Source organism: Mycobacterium scrofulaceum (assembly GCF_002086735.1).
GTDB classification, from domain to species: Bacteria; Actinomycetota; Actinomycetes; order Mycobacteriales; family Mycobacteriaceae; genus Mycobacterium; species Mycobacterium scrofulaceum.
This window is the reverse complement of sequence record NZ_MVIJ01000014.1, coordinates 65,610-85,504: the sequence shown is the minus strand read 5'-3', so window position 1 is coordinate 85,504 and position 19,895 is coordinate 65,610. Positions and strand designations below refer to the sequence as shown.

The following is a 19,895-nucleotide window of genomic DNA, read 5'->3' as shown; positions in this document are numbered from 1 at the left end:
GTGCAGGGGGCAGACGAACAGCTACGGGCGGACCGGCTGCTGGACGCCCAGGCCAGGGCCGCGCGGCTGTTCGACGAGATCGAGCGGCGCGCCATGATCCGCCCCGGCGTCACCGAGAAGCAGTTGTCCGACGAGATTAACCGGCTCGCCGCGCAAATGCTCGGGGTCACCCGGCATTGGCATCGGCGGATCGTGCGGGCCGGCGAGAACACGCTGCAGCCCTTCAGCGAGCGCCCGCCGGACCGGGTGGTGGCCGACGGCGACATCGTCTTCCTGGATCTCGGGCCGATCTTCGCGGAGTGGGAGGCCGACTTCGGGCGAACGTTCGTGCTGAGCGACGACCCGCACAAGGCCGCCGTCCGCGATGCCCTGCCCCGGGTGTGGCAGGCCGGGCGCGAGTATTTCGACGGGCACCCGGACGTCACCGGCGCCGAGCTCTACGACTTCGTCGTCGGGGTGGCGCACGCCGAGGGCTTCGCGTTCGCCAGTCCGATCGCCGGGCACCTGGTCGGGGAGTTTCCGCACCGCAAGATCGCCGGGCCCGGCGTCGAGTGGTACATCATGCCCGGGTCGAACAAGCCGATGCGGCGCACCGACCCGGCCGGCCGCGCCTGCCACTGGATCCTGGAGATCCATCTGGCCGACCGGGCCCGCGGCTTCGGCGGCTTCTACGAGCAGCTGCTCGACCTGCCTTAGTGCCGATCGCAAGCGCGGCGCATGCGCCGGGCGCCGCGGGTCGGCACCGTGGGCTTAACCCAGGGGATACCGGACGCCGGTGAGCTCCTCCGAGACCGCCCACAGCCGGCGCTGCCGCTCCGGGTCGTGGGACTTGGCGCTCGACGAGACGACCTTCGGGTAGCCCCGGGTCTCGGCGAAGCCGTCGGGCCCGTAGTACTGCCCGCCGAGCACGGCGGGGTCGGTGGCGGCGCGCAGCGTCGGCAGGGCGCCCATCGCGGCGTCCTGTGCGATCACCGAGAAGAACACATTGACGAGCGGCCGGACCGCCCTCGGCGTGTAGCGGCCCAGCTCGGTGTTCGACCCGCCGGGGTGGGCGGCGACCGCGGCCGTGGTGCCGTGCGGTGCGAGCCTGCGCTGCAGTTCGTAGGTGAACAACAGGTTGGCCAGCTTGGCCTGGCCGTACGCCGCGACCCGGTTGTAGCGGCGTTCCCACTGCAGGTCGTCGAAGTGGATGTCGGCGAGGATGCGGTGGCCCATGCTGCTCACCGTCACCACCCGTGAGCCCGTGACCGGCAGCAGCCGGTCCAGCAGCAGCCCGGTCAGGGCGAAGTGGCCGAGGTGGTTCGTCCCGAACTGCATCTCGAAGCCGTCTTTGGTGGTTTCCTTCGGCGTGTACATGACGCCGGCGTTGTTGATCAGCAGGTCGATGCGGTCGTGGTCGGACCGCAGCTGGTCGGCCGCGGTGCGGACGGAGTCCAGCGACGTCAGGTCGAGCTCTTGCAGCGCGACGTCGGCGTGCGGGCTCTTGGCGCTGATCCGGGCGGCGGCGTCCTTGCCCTTGTCCAGGTTGCGCACCGCCAGCACGACGCGCGCGCCGTGGTCGGCGAGCGCGGCCGCGGTCTGGTAGCCGAGGCCGGTGTTGGCCCCGGTGATGACGGCGACCCGCCCGGTCTGGTCGGGAATGTCCGCGGCGGTCCAGTTGGCCATGGGTTTCTCCTCTAACGCCTAGACTAAACGGGGCGAGCGCTCCGGTTGATCTGAACTATACGGAACGCACGCCCCGCTTTGTCAACCTGAAGGTGGTGAACACATGGCGCAGCCCGCACGGCCGTTGCGTGCCGACGCGGCGCGAAACCGGGCGCGCGTGCTGGACGTCGCCTACGCGACCTTCGCCGCCGAGGGCCTGTCGGTGCCGATCGACGAGGTCGCCCGGCGCGCCGGCGTCGGCGCCGGCACCGTCTACCGGCACTTTCCGACCAAGGAGGCGCTGTTCGCGGCGGTCATCGAGAACCGCATGCAGCGGCTCGTCGACGACGGCCACGCCCTGCTGGAAACCGAGGGCCCCGGCGAGGCGCTGTTCGCCTTTCTGCGCTCGATGGTGCTGCAGTGGGGGGCCGCGGACCGCGGCCTGGTCGACGCGCTGGCCGGATATGGCATCGACATCGAATGCGCCGCGCCCGAGGCCGAGGACGCCTTCAAGGCCATGATGGGCGAGCTGCTGCGCGCGGCCCAGCGGGCGGGCACCGCGCGGCGCGACATCGACATGCGGGACCTGAAGGCGATCCTCGTCGGCTGCCAGGCGATGCAGGCCTACGACTCGGGGCTGGCCGAGCGGGCGACCGACGTCGTCATCGACGGTTTACGCCCGCCGCGATAAGCGCGGACTGTTCTTGCACTCGGCATAGGCGAGTGCTAAGAATGACGTTGGCACTCGCGACTGGCGAGTGCTAGGTCGGGACGGTGAGACCAGCAGACACCTGGGGTCGTCCGTCGCGGGCACTGCACCCGGCCAGCGTAAGTAATGGGGTGGCCACACGTGGTCACCCGGTGTCATTCCCGATCCGGAGGAATCACTTCGCAATGGCCAAGACAATTGCGTACGACGAAGAGGCCCGTCGCGGCCTCGAGCGGGGGCTCAACGCCCTCGCCGACGCGGTAAAGGTGACGCTGGGCCCCAAGGGCCGCAACGTCGTCCTGGAGAAGAAGTGGGGCGCCCCCACGATCACCAACGATGGTGTGTCCATCGCCAAGGAGATCGAGCTGGAGGACCCGTACGAGAAGATCGGCGCCGAGCTGGTCAAGGAAGTCGCCAAGAAGACCGACGACGTCGCCGGTGACGGCACGACGACGGCCACGGTGCTGGCCCAGGCGCTGGTCAAGGAGGGCCTGCGCAACGTCGCGGCGGGCGCCAACCCGCTGAGCCTCAAGCGCGGCATCGAGAAGGCGGTCGAGAAGGTCACCGAGACCCTGCTCAAGTCGGCCAAGGAGGTCGAGACCAAGGACCAGATCGCCGCCACCGCGGCGATTTCGGCGGGCGACCAGTCGATCGGCGACCTGATCGCCGAGGCGATGGACAAGGTCGGCAACGAGGGCGTCATCACCGTCGAGGAGTCCAACACCTTCGGCCTGCAGCTCGAGCTCACCGAGGGCATGCGGTTCGACAAGGGCTACATCTCGGGCTACTTCGTCACCGACGCCGAGCGGCAGGAAGCGGTCCTGGAGGACCCCTACATCCTGCTGGTCAGCTCGAAGGTGTCGACGGTCAAGGACCTGCTGCCGCTGTTGGAGAAGGTCATCCAGGCCGGCAAGCCGCTGCTGATCATCGCCGAGGACGTCGAGGGCGAGGCGCTTTCCACCCTGGTCGTCAACAAGATCCGCGGCACCTTCAAGTCGGTGGCGGTCAAGGCCCCCGGCTTCGGTGACCGCCGCAAGGCGATGCTGCAGGACATGGCGATCCTCACCGGTGGCCAGGTCATCAGCGAGGAGGTCGGCCTGTCGCTGGAGAGCGCCGACGTCGCGCTGCTCGGCAAGGCCCGCAAGGTCGTCGTCACCAAGGACGAGACCACCATCGTCGAGGGCGCCGGTGACACCGACGCCATCGCCGGGCGCGTGGCCCAGATCCGCCAGGAGATCGAGAACAGCGACTCCGACTATGACCGCGAGAAGCTGCAGGAGCGCCTGGCCAAGCTGGCCGGCGGTGTTGCGGTGATCAAGGCCGGCGCCGCCACCGAGGTGGAGCTCAAGGAGCGCAAGCACCGCATCGAGGACGCGGTCCGCAACGCCAAGGCGGCCGTCGAGGAGGGCATCGTCGCCGGTGGTGGCGTGGCCCTGCTGCACGCGGCCCCGGCACTGGACGAGCTGAAGCTGTCCGGCGACGAGGCGACCGGCGTCAACATCGTGCGCGTGGCGCTCGAGGCTCCGCTGAAGCAGATCGCCTTCAATGGTGGCCTGGAACCCGGAGTGGTGGCCGAGAAGGTCCGCAACTCGCCCGCCGGCACCGGCCTGAACGCCGCCACCGGTGAGTACGAGGACCTGCTCAAGGCCGGCGTTGCCGACCCGGTGAAGGTGACCCGCTCGGCGCTGCAGAACGCGGCGTCCATCGCGGCGCTGTTCCTGACCACCGAGGCCGTCGTCGCCGACAAGCCGGAGAAGGCGGCCGCTCCCGCGGGCGACCCGACCGGCGGCATGGGCGGCATGGACTTCTAGTCCCCAGCACGAAAAAGCCCGGTCCCCTTGGGGGCCGGGCTTTTTCGTGTGCCGAGCGCCCCGCCGGCCGGGCGCGCGCCGCCCGGCGCCCGGCCGGCCGGGCCCGCGGCGAGCATTCGGGGGCGACCGGTAGGTTCGACGGCGTGGCCCTTCCGACTCCCGCACCCACCGGCACCGCCGTCGTGACCGGCGCGTCGAGCGGCATCGGCGCCGACATCGCGCGCGAACTGGCCGACCGGGGACACGGCGTCACACTCGTCGCCCGCCGCGAGGACCGGCTGCGCGAGCTGGCCGACCAACTCTCGAAAAGCGTGCGCGTCGAGGTGATCACCTGCGACGTCGCCGACGCGACGGCCCGTGCCGGCCTGCTGGACGAGGTGGATCGCCGCGGGCTGACCACGGACATCCTGGTGAACAACGCCGGCGTCGGCACCATCGGGTCGGTGACGAAGACGCGTGTCGCCGACGAGATCGCCCAGGTACGCGTCAACGTCGAGGCGGTCATCGACCTGACCACCCGCGCGGTCCAGCAGATGGTGCCGCGGGGGCGCGGCGCCATCCTCAACGTCGGATCCACGGCCGGCTACCACCCGTTCCCGGGGCAGGCCGGCTACGCCGCCACCAAGGCGTTCGTGAAGACCTACACCGAGGGCGTGCGCGGCGAACTCGCCGGCACCGGCGTCACCGTCGCGCTGCTGTGCCCGGGGCCGGTGCGCACCGAATTCCTGAAGAACGCGGGCATGGACGAGCGCACATTCGCCAACGCCTTCCCGAAGTTCATGTGGATGCCGTCCCGGCAGGTGGCGCGCGCCGGGGTCGACGCGCTCGAGCACGACCGCGGCACCGTGATCGCGGGGCTGCCGAGCCGACTGTCCACCCGGCTGTTCCAGTTCATGCCGCGACGGCTGCTGCTGCCGCTGCTGAAGAACCAGCATCCCGGCCTGAAAAGGGACCGGTCAGCCCGCTGAGCGGCCACCGGAGTCGGGCCAGGGCCGCATCCAGCCCTCCACCGGGAGCGCGAGCGCGTTGCACAGCGTGCAGATGGTCCGGTACCAGCCGACGGCCGTGAGCAATTCGATCCGCTGCTCGTCGGAAAGGAAGCGCCCCAGCGCCGTCCAGGTGGCTTCCGACCACGAGCCGGCGTGCTCCAATTCGTCCACCGCCGCGACCAGCGTCCGCTCCGCCGGGCTCCACCGCGGGTCGTCGGGGCCGCCGGTCACCAGCGCGTCGCACTCGTCGTCGCTGACACCCGCGATCGGGCCCCAGAACGCCGCCTGCCCGCCCCACTCGTACGCGCAGCCGACCAGCGCGCAGGTGCGCAGGATCGCGATCGTCCGGGTCCGGGCCGGCAAAAGGGCTGCCACATAAAGGGATTCGCCGAGCTTGCGCAGCCGGGTGGCCAGCGCCGGATGGCGCTGCAGGCAGCGCACCAGCAGCAGCGGTTCATAGGTGCGGTCCGGGTGGCCCCAGCTATTGATGCCCGCGGCGTCCTCCTCGCTCCACGGCGGGGCGAGCGGGGCGACGCGGCTCACCGGGAGAACACCACGCAGTCGTGCAGACAGCCCTTGGCCGCGCCGGGGGAGTCGGGGTCGGCCTCGCGATGCAACAGCGCGCGGGTGGGCAGCACGCTCAGGCGGACGGCATCCCCGGCTTGGCTTTCCGGGGTCACCTCCGCCGTGCCGTCGACGATCAGCGAATAGCCGCCGGGCTCGGTCGGGGGCCACAGCAGGGTGACGTCGCGGCGCCGGGCCAGATTCTGCCGGGTGCGGCCGCCGATCAGGCCGACGTCGAGGGTCGCCTTGCGCAGCCGCGGCTCGACCGTGACGGTGTGCGCGCGGTAGTCGTCGTCGACGGTGATCAGGTACGCGTACGGGTAGTCGCCAAGGGCGGCGGCGAGCCGCTCGATGTCCACCTGCTTCTTGGTGCGCATGACGCTCCAGGATAGGCGCGGGCCGGGCCGTTACAGCGTGCGCGGAACCCGCGCCGCCGGCAGGCCGAACGTCAGCTGACCGCTGCTGCTGAAGTGGAAGCCCAGGTTCTGCAGGACCTGCTGCCAGGGCGCCAGCTTCTCCACGGCCGCCGACGCGTCGGCGTGGTAGCCGTACATCGCTTCCACGTCCGACGCCCACATCTGGTCGTAGGCGGCCTCGATGTCGGCGATCGCGGGGGTGTTCTGGGCCAGCGAGTTGTTGGCCGACAACGCGTGCGCCAGCGCGCGGTTGGCCGCCACCACCGCCGGCTGCACCGTGGCCGCCAGGGCCCCCTCGAACGCGGCCGCGACGGCCGAGGCCTGGCTGGACACGGCCTGGGCCTGGGCCGCCGCCGCGCTCAGCCAGCTCACGTAGTGCGTGGCAAGGGCCATCATCGCCGCCGAGGATGGCCCCTGCCAGGAGCCGCTGGCGAGGTTTGACGTGACCGAAGAAAACGACGAGGCCGACGATGCCAAGTCCTCGGCCAGCCCATCCCAGGCTTCCGCGGCAGCAAGCAGCGGCCCGGCTCCGGGACCCGAGAAGATTCGTGCCGAGTTGACTTCTGGCGGCAACCACGCAAAATGCGGGCTCGTCACCGGCTTAACTTACCCGGGATTCGGCGGCTTTGGTGGCGTTATTGCGCGGGTACCGGGCGGCGTTGCCGCCCGCGGACCAACTTGCCCGGGCGCGCGTCGGTGGGCACGCCGTTCTCCGCGATCACCTCGCCGGCCACGATCGTCGCGACGTACCCGTCGGCGGTCTGATCCAGGCGCCGGCCCCCGGCCGGCAGATCGTAGGTGATCACCGGCTTGTGCAGCCGCAACGCCGCGTGGTCGATGACGTTGAGGTCGGCCTTGTACCCGACCGCGATGCGCCCGCGGTCGCCCAGCCCGGCGACGCGGGCCGGCACCGACGTGAGCTCGCGGACGGCCTCCGGCACGGTGAACCGCCCCGACTCGCGGTCGCGCGCCCAGTGCGCCAGGAAGTAGGTCGAGTAGCTGGCGTCGCAGATCATCCCGTAGTGCGCCCCCCCGTCGCCGAGGCCCAGCACCACGTCGTCGCGGTGCAGCAACTCCCCGACGGTGTCCAGCGAGTTCCCCTGCAGGTTGCTGGTCGCCACCAGCAGCATGGCGCGGCCGTCGTCGTCGAGCAGCCGGTCGTAGGCCTCCTCCATGGGGTCCACGCCGCGGGCCCTGGCCCGGGCCCCGATGCTGGTCGACGGGTCGGGCTCGTAGTCCGGGGTGTCGGTCAGCGGGAAGATCCAGTCCCACATCTGCGCCACGTACAGGATCGGGTGGCCGACGCCGGGCTTGTCGGCCAGGATGCGGGCGCGCACCTCCGGCTTGCGCATCTCGGCGACCCGCTCGGCCAGTGGCAGGTGCGCGATCTCCCGGTAGCTGGGGTAGAGCACGAACGGGTTGGCGGACAGCTGCAGCCCGATGATCAACCCGATCGGGCGCGGCAGCAGCTGCGCGGTGATCTGGGGGTCGCCGGCGCCGGCCCGGGAATTCGCCTTCTCGATCATCGTGATGGCGTCGGGCCAGGTGGGGTCGCCGGCGTTCGCGACGACCAACGTGAACGTGAGCGGCAGGCCCACCTCCTCGGCCACGTCGAACACCGTCTGCAGCACCGGCTCGTAGCCGCCGGCCGGGATGTCCGGCACGAACTGCAGCAGCCCGCCGCCGCCGTCGACGACACCGCGGGCGATCTCCTCGATCTCCTCGCGGGCGGCGTCGTAGCTCGGGATGGGCGAACCGCTCTCGGTCTTGTGGATGGTCAGCCGTGACGACGCGAAACCCAGCGCTCCCGCCTCGACCGCCTCCTTGGCCAGCGCCCGCATCTTGGCCAGGTCCTCTGCGGTCGCCGGTTCGCGGTCGGCGCCGCGCTGGCCCATCACATAGACGCGCAGCGGGGAGTGCGGCAGATAGGCGGCCACGTCGATGTCGCGGCGGCCGGCCTCCAAGGCGTCCATGTACTCGGGGAACGTCTCCCACGTCCACGGCAGCCCGTCGGTCATGACGACGCCGGGGATGTCCTCGACCCCGGCCATCACGTCGACGAGCACGTCGTGGTCTTCCTGGCGGCACGGCGCGAAGCCGACGCCGCAGTTGCCCATCACCACCGTGGTCACCCCGTGCGCCGACGACGGCGTCAGGCGTTCCGACCAGATGGACTGCCCGTCGTAGTGGGTGTGCAGGTCGACGAAGCCCGGGGTGACCAACAGCCCGGTGGCGTCGATCTCCCGCGCGGCGGCCTTCCCGTTGACGTGACCCACCGCCGCGATCACGCCACCCGCCGCCACCGCGACGTCGCCGACATACGGCTCACCCCCCAGCCCGTCGACGATCGTGCCGTTGCGGATGATCAGGTCGTAAGTCATCCAAACAATCTACGACCGTGCCGGCGGGTCGTGCCAGGCTCTAGTGTCGCTGGTATGGCCAACAACTCCAGCCCCGACGCCGCCGTCCAGGAACTGCTCCGCGACGCCTTCACCCGGTTGATCGAACACGTCGACGAGATCGCCGACGGCTTGACCGACGCGGTCGCCGACTATCGCGTGACCCCGGACGCCAACAGCATCGCCTGGTTGATCTGGCACAGCGCGCGGGTGCAGGACATCCAGCTGGCCGACGTGGCCGGCGTCGAGCAGGTGTGGTTGCGCGACGGCTGGGTGGACCGCTTCGGGCTGGACCTGCCGCGCAACGACACCGGCTACGGGCACGGCCCCGAGCAGGTCGCGAAGGTCAAGGCCCCCGCGGACCTGCTGTCCGGTTACTACCACGCGGTGCACAAGCTGACGCTCTCCTACGTCGCCGGCGTGACCGCCGCCGAGCTGGAGCGGGTGGTGGACACCAACTGGGACCCGCCGGTGACGGCCAGCGCGCGGCTGGTGAGCATCATCGATGACTGCGCCCAGCACCTCGGGCAGGCCGCCTACGTGCGCGGAATCGCGCCGTAGGTTCTCCGGCCGTGCGATTCGCGGCCGCGGTCCTGCGGGCGGTGCTGTGGCTGGCCACGACCGTCGCGCTGGCCGTGGCGATCCCGGCGGCCTGGCTGCAGTGCAACGTCGTCAGCGAGGGCGGCTACGCCGCGCTGGCCCGGCGCGCCGCGGCCGACCCGGCGCTGCAGTCCGCCGCCGCCGACGAGCTGACCAACCGCGCGGCGGCGCTCGTCGCGGCCCACAACGGGGGGCAACCGGTCGACAGCGCGGAGCTGCACGAGGCGGCGAGCGCCTTCACGGCCGGGCCGGCGTTTCCGGCGTCGTTCGCCGAGGCGAACCGCGCCGCGCACCGCTGGCTGTTCACCGCGGCCGGTGCCGGCGGATCCTGGGCGGTCGACGTGGCGCCGATGCTCAGGGACGCCTCGATGCAACCGATACTGCGCCGCCACAACGTGAAAGTCCCTGCGGCGCTGACCGTTCCGCTGACGGCATCGGCGCCCAAGACGCTGCGGCGGGGCCGGCTCCGCCCGCTGGCCACCTGGGGGCCGTGGGTCAGCGCCGGCGCGGCCGCCCTCAGCGCCGTCTGCGCCGTGCTGACGCTGGCCGCCGCCCGCCGGCGCGGCAAGGCGCTCACCAGCCTCGGAGTCTGCGCGCTGCTGGTCGGCGCCGGCGGCTGGGCGGGCATCGAGATCGCCGGCCGCTACGTCAACGACGCGCTCAACCACACCACCGGCGACATCCGCCGCATCGCCGAGGTGATGGTCGGCCACGCCGAGGCGGGCATGCACCGATGGCTCGACGCGACGCTGCTCGCCGGCGCCGGGTTGGTGCTCGCGGGCGTGCTGTTGGCGCTTCTGGGTGGGCTCCGGAATCGGCCGCAACTCAGCCGAAGGTGAACGAGAACACCTGCAGCCCAGGGCTTACCCTCATGTCGAGCTGATCGGCGTGTGCGTCGGTGTCGGCGACGATCTGGTGCAGCGTGGGGGGGCCACCGATCGGCGTCGTGGTCGTCTTGCCGCCGCGGGTCACGGTGAGGGCGCCCGTGCCGCCGACCACGACGTAGACGTCCTTGGCCGTGTAATTCAGCCGAACGGCGGCGTCTTCGCTGTCGGCGGTGGCGCCTTGGTCGTCGAGCTTCCACCGCCCGTGCAGCGCGAACTTGTCACCGGGCAACGACGCCGGGTAGTCGAACGTCGCGGTGCCCGCCTTGTACTCGCCTGTGCCACCGTAGTTTCCGGCCCGCTCGACGCCCAGATAGGTCTCGGGGGTGAGGCGGGTCTGCGGGGTGGTGTCGGCGGCCCTCGTCGCCGCGGGCAGTTCGCTGCCGGGGCGGGCGTCGACCAACAGGTCGCGGATGAGCTTTTCGGTCCCGTCATAGTCGCCCTCCCCGAACTTGGTGTGCCGGACCGTTCCGCTGGCGTCGATCAGGTACTCGGCCGGCCAGTACAGGTTCGAAAAGTTGTTCCAGGTCGTGTAGTCGTTGTCGAGGGCGACGGGGTAGGTGATGTGCAGCGCGGCGGCGCCGCTGGCCACGTTGGCCGGTACCCGTTCGAACGCGTACTCCGGGGTGTGCACCCCGATCACCAGCAACCCGGCGTCGCGGTACCGGTCGTACCAATCGACGACGTGCGGGATGGCGCGTTGGCAGTTGATGCACGAGTACGCCCAGAAGTCGACGAGGACCACCTTGCCGCGCACCGCCGCCCGGTCGAGCGGTTTGCCGTCCGGGGTGTTGAGCCACTCGGAGATACCGGCGATGGCTGGGGCCGGGCCGCACTGCTGCAACCGGGTGGCGCCGTCCATGCAGTCGGCCAGCGCGCCGGCGCCGCTCGCCCCGGCCGGGCTCAGCCGCAAGCCGCCGGATCCCGGCGGCGGCGTCGCCGGGGCGGGGTTGAGCGTGCGCCGGAGGTCGTCGGCGCCGATTTCGTGCTGCATGGCCGTGGTGTAGTCGGGGATGGCGCGCTGCAGCATCGCCGGCAGGTTGAAGACCAGCGCCACGGCCAGCACCACCATCGTGATGCCGCCGGCGACCTGGATCGCGCGCTGGTGGCGGCGGAACGCGGCGACGCGTTCGGCGACGCGCCGCCCGGCGAGCGCGAACGCCAGCAGCGGCAGCGCATTGCCCAGCGCGAACGTCGCAGTCAACACCAGCGCGCCGGGCCCGATCGATTGCGTGCCACCGGCGACCACGATCGCCGCGAGCACCGGGCCCGCGCACGGCACATAGAGCGCGCCCAGCGCCAGGCCGAGACCGAAACCGTCTGCGTTGGCGCCGATTTGACGCTGCGGCAGGTATGCGAACGGTCGCTCGATGAGGTGCTGCAGCGGCGGGAAGATCAACCCCGCACCGATCAACACCAACACCACCAGGGCCGCCCACCGGATCGCGTCCTGCGGCAGATGCAACGCCGTCAGCAGGCCGGAGCCGACCAGCGTGGCCACGGAGAAGCTGCACACCAGGCCGGCGATCACCAGGTAGGGCCGTGCGGCGCCACTGATCCCCCGGGAGCTGCCCGCACCCGATAGCAGCAGCACCGGCAGCACCGGCAGGATGCACGGCGAGATCCCGGTGAGGAGGCCGCCGAGGAACCCGATGAGCGCGATGGTGTGCATAGTTACTTACACCTTTACCGCCCCCGGAAGGTTCAACGTGACGCGGCGCAAATCACGCTCCGTGCGTTATACAAATCACACGACGTGCGTTACGCTCGGCCAGTGGCGCAACTCACCTTCCAGCGCGCCCGCACCGAGGAGAAGAAACGCCAACGTGCGGAGGCACTCGTGGAGGCCGCGCGTTCACTGGCGCTCGAGGCCGGCGTCGCGTCGGTCACGCTGACCGCCGTCGCCAGCCGGGCCGGCATTCACTACTCCGCCGTCCGCCGCTACTTCAGCTCCCACAAAGAGGTTTTGCTGCACCTTTCCGCCGAAGGGTGGGTGCGGTGGTCGACCACCGTGTCCGAGAAGCTCGCCGAGCCCGGCGCCAAGTCGCCGTCGCGAATCGCCGAGACGCTGGCCGACGCCCTGGCCGACGACCCGCTGTTCTGCGACCTGCTGGCCAACCTGCACCTGCACCTCGAGCACGAGGTGGACGCGGAGCGGGTGGTCGAGGTCAAGCGGATCAGCACCGCCGCCACCTTGTCGCTCGCCGAATCCATCGAGAGCGCGCTGCCGGAGCTCGGCCGCTCCGGGTCGCTGGACATCCTGTTGGCGGCGTACTCGCTGGCGGCCACGCTGTGGCAGGTCGCCAACCCGCCGGAGCGCCTCACCGACGCCTACGCTGAGGAGCCGGAAGTGATTCCCCCCGAATGGAATCTGGACTTCACTTCCGCCCTCACCCGCCTGCTGACTGCGACGTGCGTCGGCCTCATCGCGGAGAAGCCATGACCATGGAGGCCGGGGAGTTATGGCTTGGCGAACGAGAACTGGTGCAAACGGGGAAGGACTTGCAGTGCCCATGACGACGACTGAGCCAAGGACCGAGCCGCTGGAGAAGCAGGGCCCCGCCGGCGGGGAGGGCCAAGCTGTCACTCCGCGGCGCGAGAAGAAGCAGGGCCTGCTGGGGCGTTTCTGGTTGGTGCTCACGATCGCGGCGGTCGTCGCGGTGTCGGGATTCGTCGTGTACCGATTGCACGGCATCTTCGGCGTTCACAAGGGCTCGTTCGGTGGTGGCACCTCGGGCGAGGTCCTCGACCAGTTCAACGCCAAGACGATCACGCTCGAGGTCTGGGGTTCACCGGGGAGCACGGCAACCGTCAACTACCTCGACGAGAACTCCCATCCGAAACAGGCCCTCAACGTGCCCCTGCCCTGGCACGTCGTCTTGAGTTCGACGAAGCCCGGCATCCCGGCGAACCTGATCGCGCAGGGAGACGGTAGTTGGATCGCCTGCCAGTTCGTCGTGAACAACCACGACGGGCACGGTGACGTCATCAAGGCCCCGAATCGCTCGGATGCCAACGAGACCGTGAACCCCTTCGTCTACTGCCTGGACAAGTCCGCATGAGCGAGCCGGGCGAGGCTCCGCCGCGCGTCGAACAGCCGCTGATCCCACCGTTCCTGCCGCGGATGATCCACCGGCTCGCCCTGCCGATCGTCCTGGTGTGGTTGGGCATCGTGTTCGTCACCAACACCGCGGCCCCGCAGCTGGAGGCCGTCGCCAAAAACCACTCGGTGTCGATGAGTCCGACTGACGCGGCGTCCTTTCAGTCGACGATGAAGGTCGGATCGACGTTCAAGGAGTTCAACTCGGACAACTCGGCCATGATCTTGCTGGAGGGTGACAAGCCGCTCGGGGCCGACGCGCACCGCTACTACGACGAGATCGTCAGGCGCGTCGAGCAAGACAAGCAACACGTTCAGCACGTCCAGGATTTTTGGAGCGATCCGCTGACGGCGGCGGGTTCCCAGAGCCACGACCAGAAGGCCGCCTACGTGCAGGTCTACCTCGCCGGCAACATGGGTGGCGGGCTGGCCAGCGAGTCTGCCCTGGCCCTCCGCAAGATCGTGGACTCGGTGCCCGCGCCGCCGGGAATCAAGGCATACGTCACCGGCCCGGGTCCGCTGTTCGCCGACCAGTCCCACGCGGGCGAGAAGGGCGTCGCACTCGTCACTCTTGTCACTTTTGTGGTGATCGTGGTGATGCTGCTGTTCGTCTACCGCTCGGTCACCACCATGCTGATCATGCTGGTGATGGTGTTCATCGAGTTGGCCGCGGCTCGAGGCGTCGTCGCCTTGCTGGCCAACAACGAGATCATCGGACTCTCCACGTTCGCCAACAATTTGTTGGTGTTGATGGCGATCGCCGCCGGAACGGACTACGCGATCTTTGTGGTCGGCCGCTACCACGAGGCGCGCGGTCTGGGCGAGACCCGCGAACAAGCCTTCTACACGATGTTCCACAGCACCGCGCATGTCGTGCTGGGGTCGGGACTGACCATCGCCGGCGCGATGTACTGCCTGAGCTTCTGCCGGTTGCCGTATTTCCAGTCATTGGGCGCACCGTGCGCCGTGGGCATGCTGGTCGCGGTGCTCGCGGCGTTGACTCTGGGCCCCGCGGTGCTGACCGTGGCGTCGTTCTTCAAGCTCATGGATCCGAAGCGCAAGCTGGCGACCCGGGGCTGGCGTCGCGTCGGCACCGCTGTCGTCCGCTGGCCCGCGCCGGTTCTCGCGGTGACCATCGGGGTCGCATTGGTCGGTCTGCTCGCCCTGCCCGGTTACAAGACGGACTACGACAACCGCCACTTCCTGCCTGCGGACACCCCGGCCAATGTCGGTTACGCCGCCGCGGACCGGCACTTCGACCAGGCCCGGCTCAATCCCGAGCTGTTGATGATCCAGACCGATCACGACCTGCGTAACCCGGCCGATTTCCTGGTGCTGGACAAGGTCGCCAAGGCGGTCTTCCACATCCCCGGCATCGGCCGGGTGCAGACCATCACCCGGCCGTTGGGCACGCCGCTCGACCACAGCACGCTCGGTTTTCAGATGAGTGCACAGGCCGCGGGGCGCATCCAGACCCAGCACTATCAGGACGAGCAGGCGGCGAACCTGCTCAAGCAGGCGAACGAGTTGCGCAAGACGATGGCGACGCTGCACGAGCAGATGCAGGTGACTCAGGACCTCAGTAACACGACGCACGAAACCACCAGGCTCACCAAGGAAACCGTGAGGATCACGGAGGCTTTGCGCGACGACATCGCCAACTTCGACGACTTCTTCCGGCCGATCCGCAGCTTCTTCTACTGGGAGAGGCACTGCTACGACATTCCGGCCTGCTGGGCGCTGCGGTCGGTGTTCAACGCGCTCGACGGCATCGACCAGGTGGCTCAGAACATCGTGGAGCTCAGCGCGAATCTGGACAAGTTGGATCAGATCCAGCCGAAGCTGGTGGCGCTGATTCCGCCGCAGATCGAGAGTCAGCAGCGCAACCTCGACACCACCATGTCGAACTACGCGACCATGATGGGCCTCAACGAACAGGCGAAAGCGCAGTCCGACAACGCCACCGCCGAAGGCGATGCCTTCGACAAGGCCAAAAACGACGACACGTTCTACCTTCCGCCGGAGGCATTCAAGAGTCCGGATTTCGCACGGGGTCTCAAACAGTTCATCTCGCCGGATGGGCATGCCGTCCGGTTGATCATCTCCCACGAAGGCGATCCGGCGACTCCTGAAGGCATCAGCCACATCGATCCGATCAAGCAGGCCGTGCACGAGGCGATCAAGGGCACGCCCTGGGAGGGTGCCAAGGTCTACCTCGGCGGTACCGCCGCGACTTACAAGGACATGCACGACGGCTCGAACATCGACCTGATGATCGCCGGAATCGCCGCAGCCACACTGATTTTCATCATCATGCTGGTGATCACCCGCAGCGCCGTGGCGGCCGTGGTGATCGTCGGGACGGTGTTGCTGTCCCTGGGCGCCTCGTTCGGGCTCTCCGTCCTGCTATGGCAGTACATCCTGGGCTTGAAGTTGCACTGGATGGTGCTGGCGATGGCGATCATCCTGCTGCTGGCGGTCGGCTCGGACTACAACCTGCTGTTGATATCCCGGTTCAAGGAGGAAATCCACGCCGGGCTCAAGACGGGGACGATCCGCGCGATGGCCGGTTCGGGCTCGGTGGTGACCTCCGCCGGTCTGGTGTTCGCCGCGACCATGGCCACGTTCATGTTCAGCCCGCTGCTGGTGATGGCCCAGGTGGGAACGACGATCGCGCTGGGTTTGTTGTTCGACACCTTGATCGTGCGGTCGTTCATGACGCCGTCGCTGGCTACCCTGCTCGGGCGCTGGTTCTGGTGGCCGCAGCACGTGCGTCCACGGCCGGCCAGCACGATGCTGCGACCGTACGGACCGCGTCCCGTCGTGCGCGATCTGCTCCTCAAGAACGTCGACGAGCGGCCGGCGGGGGGAGTGGTACAGCCGCGCTGAGCGCTCGCGCGCCGGACAAAAAAATCCGCGCGTCCTTCCTCACGGGGACGCGCGGATTTTTTGTTGAGCGTCAGGCCCAGTTCCACACCGACATGTCGCCGGGCGGGTATTGGGCGCACACGTCGGTCGCCTTGGCGACGACGCCCTTGTTGTTGAAGAAGAGCTTCATGTGGTTCGGCCACGCGTACCACAGCGGGTCGTTGTTGTAGAAGTTCTCGGAGTAGGTCCGGCGGTCCTCCGGCGACAACGAGTAGAACCAGTGCACCTTGTCGATCGTCGCCTGCTGGACGTTCGGGTGGTTGTTGAAGTCGATCATGTAGCGCTGGTAGTACACCGGGCTGGTGTCCCGGGTGGCCGCCATGATCTGCTCGGCGTCGCAGGTGGTGTTGATCATCCTGCGCGGGATCGGGAAGTCCTCCGTGGAGTCGGCGACGGCGGCCTTCGGGAAGACGGCGGCGGCGATGCCGAGGGCGAGGAAGGCGGCGCCTGCGCGCAAGCCGGTGTTCAGCCGAGACATAGCTGTTACGGTAGCACTTTTCCGGCGGCGGCGGCCAGATTCCTAGTTCAGCTCAGCATTGGCCGCGATCAGGCACGATGACGTGTGTGGGGTCGGGCCGCAGCTCCGGCGGGGCCTGGCTGTAGTCGCCGAACGGACCGTCGCGCCGCTCGACCGCCGCCCGCACGCCCTGGGTTTCGGCGGCCTTGATGAACTCGAGGGCGTCGGGGGTGTTGCGCATCAGCCCGTCGAGGATGCCGCCCAGGGTCTGGGTGGAGGCCAGCCCCATGTTCTCGTAGGCCTGGTTGACGATCAGCTTCTGCGCCTGAAGCTGCGACAGCGGGATCCGGGCCAGCTCGGCGGCGACCTCGGCGACCCGGGCCTCGAGGCGCTCGAACGGCACCGCCTCGTTGATCAGCTCGATCTCGGCGGCCTGCACGCCGGTCAGCGGCCGCCCGGTCAGCGAATGCCACTTGACCTTGGCGAAACTGAGCCGGTAGAGCCACATCCCGCTCAGGTAGGCGCCCCACATGCGGCTGTAGGGGGTGCCGATCACCGCATCTTCGCTGGCGATGACCAGGTCCGCGCACAGCGCGTAGTCGCTGGCCCCGCCGACGCACCAGCCGTGCACCTGGGCGATGACCGGCTTGGACGCCCGCCAGATGGCCATGAACTTTTGCGTCGGGCCGGTCTCGCGGGCGGTCACCATCGCGAAGTCCTTGCCGGGGTCCCACCGGCCGCCGGTCATCATCGCCTCGCCCCAGTGCGCGAAGCCGCCGCCGAAGTCGTAACCGCCGGAGAAGGCCCGGCCGGCGCCGCGCAGCACGATGACCTTGACGGCCGGGTCGCGCTCCGCCAGGCCGACGGCCGCCTCGATCTCGTCGGGCATGGGCGGCACGATGGTGTTGAGCTGCTCCGGGCGGTTCAGCGTGATGGTGGCAACGGGACCGGCCGTCGTGTACAGGAGCGTCTCGAAGTCCCTGGTTGGCATGGCTTCCTTACGGGTCGGGCTGACGGTTTTCCGGTGATGACGCGTAGATGCGGTCGCCGATCTTGAGGTACGGCGTCGTCAGGTAGGCCGACAGGGCGAGGAGGCCGGAGAAGATCACCGCCACGGCGACGGCGTTGGGCCAGATTTTGCCGGTGCCGAGCGCGAAACAGACGGTGCCGATGACCGCCGTCGCCCAGTAGAACCGCCGGCCGGCCCGGCGGTCGCGGATGAAGCGGTAGCGTGCCTGCGCCGCCGATACCAGGATGAAGATCAGCCCGGTCGCCAGCAGGGTGAGTTCGATGCGTTGGGTCGCTGACACGTCGACGATCCTAAGACCCGGCCAGCATCCGCCACAGGAACGAATAGGTCAGCGCCGCCTTGAACGCGACCTGTTGGTTGTCGGCCGCGCCGGCGTGCCCGCCCTCGATGTTCTCGTAGTAGAAGACCCGGTGCCCGGCGGCCAGCAGCGCCGCCGTCATCTTGCGGGCGTGGCCGGGATGCACCCGATCGTCGCGGGTGGACGTGGTCATCAGCACCGGCGGGTAGTGCCGGGTGGCCGAAATATTCTGGTAGGGCGAGTATTCGGAGATGAACGCCCAGTCGTCCGGGTTGTCCGGGTCACCGTATTCGGCCATCCACGAGGCGCCCGCGAGCAGCAGGTGGTAGCGCTTCATGTCCAGCAGCGGCACGCTGCAGACCAGCGCGCCGAAGCGTTCCGGGTACTGGGTCAGCATGATGCCCATGAGCAGGCCGCCGTTGCTGCCGCCCTGCGCGCCGAGCTGGTCGACGGTCGTGATGCCGCGGTTCACCAGATCGGTCGCCACCGCGGCGAAGTCCTCGGCGACCTTGTGCCGGCCCTCGCGCATCGCCTGGGTGTGCCAGCCGGGCCCGTACTCGCCGCCGCCGCGGATGTTGGCCAGCACGTAGGTGCCGCCGCGGGCCAGCCACAACCGGCCGAGCACGCCACTGTAGGCGGGGGTGTTGGAAGACTCGAAACCGCCGTAGCCGTACAGCATGGTCGGGCCGGGGCCCCGCGCGCCGGCCGGCCGCACCACGAAGTACGGGATCGGCGTGCCGTCCTGGGAGGGCACGAAATACTGTGCCACCGTCATGTTTTCGGCGTCGAAGAAGGCCGGCGCGGACTTGACCTGGTCCAGCGCGCCGGTGCCGGTGCCGCGCATCAGCCGCGACGGGGTGACGAAGCCGCTGGAGTCGAGGAAGAACTCGTCGCCGGTGTCGTCGGCGGCGACGACGACCGTGTTGGTCGCCTCCGGGATGCCGGGGACGGGTTCGCGGCGCCACTCACCGGGCGTGACGATCTCCACCCGGCTGGCCACGTCGGCGAGGGTGACCATCAGCAGGCGGTCACGCGTCCACGCGTAGTGATTCAGCGCGGTGTGCTCGTCGGGTGAGAACACCACGCTCAATTCTGTTGTGCCGGAGAGGAATTCTTCGTAGTCGACCGCCAGTAGGGAACCGGCGGGATAGCTGTTCGCGCCGTAGAACCAATCGGTGCGCAGCTCGATCAACAGCCATTCGCGGTGTATCGACAGGCTCGCGTCGGTGGGCGCGTCGATCCGGACCAGCTCGGGGTTCTCGGGGAGGCCCCGCAGTTCGTAGACCTCTTCGTTCCAGAAGTCCAGGGCCCGCCCGAGCAGGGTGCGCTCGAACCCGGGGGTGCGGTCCACGGAGGCGGACACCCTGACGTCGGTGCGGGCGCCGGAGAACACGGTCTGCGCCTCGGTCAGCGGGGTGCCCCGGCGCCACCGCTTGATCACCCGCGGGTAGCCCGAGTCGGTCAGCGAACCGTCGCCGAAGTCCGTGCCGACCAGGACGGTGTCGGTGTCCACCCAGGCCAGCTGCGACTTGGCCTCCGGCAAGGTAAACCCGTCGTCGACGAATTCCCTTGTCAACATGTCGAATTCGCGCACGACGGAGGCGTCCGAGCCGCCCCTGGACAGCGCGACCAGGGCGCGCGTGTACTCCGGTTCGATGACGCCGGCGCCGGCCCAGACCCAGTTCTGGTCGTCAGCTCGCCCTAGTTCATCTATGTCGATCAGCACGTCCCAGTCGGGGGAACTGCTGCGATAGCTGTCCAGCGTGGTGCGCCGCCACAGGCCGCGCGGGTTGGCGGCGTCGCGCCAGAAGTTGTACAGGTACTCGCCGCGGCGGACCACGTACGGGATCCGGGCGTCGGTGTCGAGGACCTCGAGCGCCTCGGCGCGCATCCGTTCGAACTCCTCGTCGCGCAACGCGGCCAGCGTGGGCTCGTTCTGCGCCCGCACCCAGTCCAGCGCCTCGTCGCCGGTGACGTCCTCGAGCCACAGGTAGGGGTCGGGGGCATCTTCGGGGGCGGCGGCGGCTTGTGACGTCATGGAAGCCATTGTGGCCTCCGGCGGTAGT

Annotated in this window: 19 protein-coding genes; 9 read left to right on the top strand and 10 right to left on the bottom strand. The window is 69.2% G+C overall.

Features of this window, described 5'->3' with window-relative positions; all coding sequences use genetic code 11:
* A complete protein-coding gene (locus tag BST44_RS11785; protein ID WP_083177289.1) occupies nucleotides 1-696 on the top strand; it encodes a M24 family metallopeptidase in 696 nt (231 codons plus the stop codon).
* 54 nt (nucleotides 697-750) lie between these two features.
* Here the strand turns inward: BST44_RS11785 and BST44_RS11780 are convergent, their stop codons facing one another.
* Nucleotides 751-1,665, bottom strand: a complete 915-nt coding sequence (locus tag BST44_RS11780; protein WP_083177288.1) for an SDR family NAD(P)-dependent oxidoreductase — start codon at nucleotides 1,663-1,665, stop codon at nucleotides 751-753.
* A gap of 103 nt (nucleotides 1,666-1,768) precedes the next feature.
* On the opposite strand from BST44_RS11780, the gene BST44_RS11775 reads away from it, so the two are divergent.
* The 3 genes from BST44_RS11775 (at nucleotide 1,769) to BST44_RS11765 (ending at nucleotide 5,132) form a co-directional block, all read left to right on the top strand.
* A complete protein-coding gene (locus BST44_RS11775; RefSeq protein WP_083177287.1) occupies nucleotides 1,769-2,335 on the top strand; it encodes a TetR/AcrR family transcriptional regulator in 567 nt (188 codons plus the stop codon).
* Between the two features lie 203 nt (nucleotides 2,336-2,538).
* Nucleotides 2,539-4,164 carry a chaperonin GroEL gene (gene groL / locus BST44_RS11770; protein ID WP_083177286.1) on the top strand — a complete coding sequence of 542 codons (1,626 nt, stop codon included), beginning with the start codon at nucleotides 2,539-2,541 and terminating at the stop codon, nucleotides 4,162-4,164.
* Nucleotides 4,165-4,307: 143 nt separating this feature from the next.
* Nucleotides 4,308-5,132 (top strand): SDR family NAD(P)-dependent oxidoreductase, encoded by an 825-nt coding sequence (locus tag BST44_RS11765; RefSeq protein ID WP_083177285.1) that lies wholly within the window; start codon nucleotides 4,308-4,310, stop codon nucleotides 5,130-5,132.
* Here the strand turns inward: BST44_RS11765 and BST44_RS11760 are convergent.
* Genes BST44_RS11760 through BST44_RS11745 form a run of 4 tightly spaced genes read right to left on the bottom strand, consistent with a single transcriptional unit; the run spans nucleotide 5,121 to nucleotide 8,514 of the window.
* On the bottom strand, nucleotides 5,121-5,696 hold the full coding sequence (locus BST44_RS11760) for a carboxymuconolactone decarboxylase family protein (RefSeq protein ID WP_083177284.1): 576 nt from the start codon (nucleotides 5,694-5,696) through the stop codon (nucleotides 5,121-5,123). The genes BST44_RS11765 and BST44_RS11760 overlap by 12 nt on opposite strands.
* Nucleotides 5,693-6,094 carry a hypothetical protein gene (locus BST44_RS11755; RefSeq protein WP_083177283.1) on the bottom strand — a complete coding sequence of 134 codons (402 nt, stop codon included), beginning with the start codon at nucleotides 6,092-6,094 and terminating at the stop codon, nucleotides 5,693-5,695. The genes BST44_RS11760 and BST44_RS11755 overlap by 4 nt, the downstream gene beginning before the upstream one ends.
* A gap of 30 nt (nucleotides 6,095-6,124) precedes the next feature.
* Complete coding sequence (locus tag BST44_RS11750) at nucleotides 6,125-6,730, bottom strand: PPE family protein (RefSeq protein WP_083177282.1); 606 nt, start codon at nucleotides 6,728-6,730, stop codon at nucleotides 6,125-6,127.
* Nucleotides 6,731-6,768: 38 nt separating this feature from the next.
* Nucleotides 6,769-8,514, bottom strand: coding sequence for an N-acyl-D-amino-acid deacylase family protein (locus BST44_RS11745; RefSeq protein ID WP_083177281.1), 1,746 nt, complete (start codon nucleotides 8,512-8,514; stop codon nucleotides 6,769-6,771).
* 54 nt (nucleotides 8,515-8,568) lie between these two features.
* On the opposite strand from BST44_RS11745, the gene BST44_RS11740 reads away from it, so the two are divergent.
* Together BST44_RS11740 and BST44_RS11735 are read left to right on the top strand one after the other, a co-directional pair.
* Nucleotides 8,569-9,093, top strand: coding sequence for a mycothiol transferase (locus BST44_RS11740; RefSeq protein ID WP_083177280.1), 525 nt, complete (start codon nucleotides 8,569-8,571; stop codon nucleotides 9,091-9,093).
* An 11-nt stretch (nucleotides 9,094-9,104) separates the two neighbouring features.
* On the top strand, nucleotides 9,105-9,971 hold the full coding sequence (locus tag BST44_RS11735) for a hypothetical protein (protein WP_083177279.1): 867 nt from the start codon (nucleotides 9,105-9,107) through the stop codon (nucleotides 9,969-9,971).
* On the opposite strand, the gene BST44_RS11730 is transcribed toward BST44_RS11735, so the two are convergent.
* Nucleotides 9,958-11,688: a cytochrome c biogenesis protein DipZ gene (locus BST44_RS11730; RefSeq protein ID WP_083177278.1), complete on the bottom strand. Its 1,731-nt coding sequence runs from the start codon at nucleotides 11,686-11,688 to the stop codon at nucleotides 9,958-9,960. The genes BST44_RS11735 and BST44_RS11730 overlap by 14 nt on opposite strands.
* 84 nt (nucleotides 11,689-11,772) lie before the next feature.
* On the opposite strand from BST44_RS11730, the gene BST44_RS11725 reads away from it, so the two are divergent.
* From BST44_RS11725 to BST44_RS11715, 3 genes are all read left to right on the top strand, one after another.
* Complete coding sequence (locus BST44_RS11725; protein WP_142274467.1) at nucleotides 11,773-12,459, top strand: TetR/AcrR family transcriptional regulator; 687 nt, start codon at nucleotides 11,773-11,775, stop codon at nucleotides 12,457-12,459.
* A gap of 70 nt (nucleotides 12,460-12,529) precedes the next feature.
* Nucleotides 12,530-13,078 (top strand): MmpS family transport accessory protein, encoded by a 549-nt coding sequence (locus tag BST44_RS11720; RefSeq protein WP_083177276.1) that lies wholly within the window; start codon nucleotides 12,530-12,532, stop codon nucleotides 13,076-13,078.
* Nucleotides 13,075-16,005, top strand: a complete 2,931-nt coding sequence (locus BST44_RS11715; RefSeq protein WP_083177275.1) for an MMPL/RND family transporter — start codon at nucleotides 13,075-13,077, stop codon at nucleotides 16,003-16,005. The genes BST44_RS11720 and BST44_RS11715 overlap by 4 nt, the downstream gene beginning before the upstream one ends.
* Nucleotides 16,006-16,075: 70 nt before the next feature.
* Here the strand turns inward: BST44_RS11715 and BST44_RS11710 are convergent, their stop codons facing one another.
* Genes BST44_RS11710 through BST44_RS11695 form a run of 4 tightly spaced genes read right to left on the bottom strand, consistent with a single transcriptional unit; the run spans nucleotide 16,076 to nucleotide 19,867 of the window.
* Nucleotides 16,076-16,522 (bottom strand): DUF5078 domain-containing protein, encoded by a 447-nt coding sequence (locus BST44_RS11710; RefSeq protein ID WP_083177274.1) that lies wholly within the window; start codon nucleotides 16,520-16,522, stop codon nucleotides 16,076-16,078.
* Nucleotides 16,523-16,574: 52 nt separating this feature from the next.
* Nucleotides 16,575-17,492 (bottom strand): crotonase/enoyl-CoA hydratase family protein, encoded by a 918-nt coding sequence (locus BST44_RS11705; protein ID WP_083177273.1) that lies wholly within the window; start codon nucleotides 17,490-17,492, stop codon nucleotides 16,575-16,577.
* A gap of 7 nt (nucleotides 17,493-17,499) precedes the next feature.
* Nucleotides 17,500-17,811 (bottom strand): hypothetical protein, encoded by a 312-nt coding sequence (locus BST44_RS11700; protein ID WP_007167597.1) that lies wholly within the window; start codon nucleotides 17,809-17,811, stop codon nucleotides 17,500-17,502.
* Nucleotides 17,812-17,821: 10 nt separating this feature from the next.
* Complete coding sequence (locus BST44_RS11695) at nucleotides 17,822-19,867, bottom strand: prolyl oligopeptidase family serine peptidase (RefSeq protein ID WP_083177332.1); 2,046 nt, start codon at nucleotides 19,865-19,867, stop codon at nucleotides 17,822-17,824.
* Nucleotides 19,868-19,895 lie beyond the last annotated feature (28 nt).

Excerpts from the sequence above, each read along its gene's own strand:
- BST44_RS11775 (WP_083177287.1), top strand. The coding sequence starts at position 1,769 with ATGGCGCAGCCCGCACGGCCGTTGCGTGCCGACGCGGCGCGAAACCGG.
- BST44_RS11715 (WP_083177275.1), top strand. The coding sequence starts at position 13,075 with ATGAGCGAGCCGGGCGAGGCTCCGCCGCGCGTCGAACAGCCGCTGATC.
- BST44_RS11755 (WP_083177283.1), bottom strand. The coding sequence starts at position 6,094 with ATGCGCACCAAGAAGCAGGTGGACATCGAGCGGCTCGCCGCCGCCCTT.
- groL (WP_083177286.1), top strand. The coding sequence starts at position 2,539 with ATGGCCAAGACAATTGCGTACGACGAAGAGGCCCGTCGCGGCCTCGAG.
- BST44_RS11710 (WP_083177274.1), bottom strand. The coding sequence starts at position 16,522 with ATGTCTCGGCTGAACACCGGCTTGCGCGCAGGCGCCGCCTTCCTCGCC.
- BST44_RS11705 (WP_083177273.1), bottom strand. The coding sequence starts at position 17,492 with ATGCCAACCAGGGACTTCGAGACGCTCCTGTACACGACGGCCGGTCCC.
- BST44_RS11780 (WP_083177288.1), bottom strand. The coding sequence starts at position 1,665 with ATGGCCAACTGGACCGCCGCGGACATTCCCGACCAGACCGGGCGGGTC.
- BST44_RS11695 (WP_083177332.1), bottom strand. The coding sequence starts at position 19,867 with ATGACGTCACAAGCCGCCGCCGCCCCCGAAGATGCCCCCGACCCCTAC.
- BST44_RS11745 (WP_083177281.1), bottom strand. The coding sequence starts at position 8,514 with ATGACTTACGACCTGATCATCCGCAACGGCACGATCGTCGACGGGCTG.
- BST44_RS11740 (WP_083177280.1), top strand. The coding sequence starts at position 8,569 with ATGGCCAACAACTCCAGCCCCGACGCCGCCGTCCAGGAACTGCTCCGC.
- BST44_RS11720 (WP_083177276.1), top strand. The coding sequence starts at position 12,530 with ATGACGACGACTGAGCCAAGGACCGAGCCGCTGGAGAAGCAGGGCCCC.
- BST44_RS11730 (WP_083177278.1), bottom strand. The coding sequence starts at position 11,688 with ATGCACACCATCGCGCTCATCGGGTTCCTCGGCGGCCTCCTCACCGGG.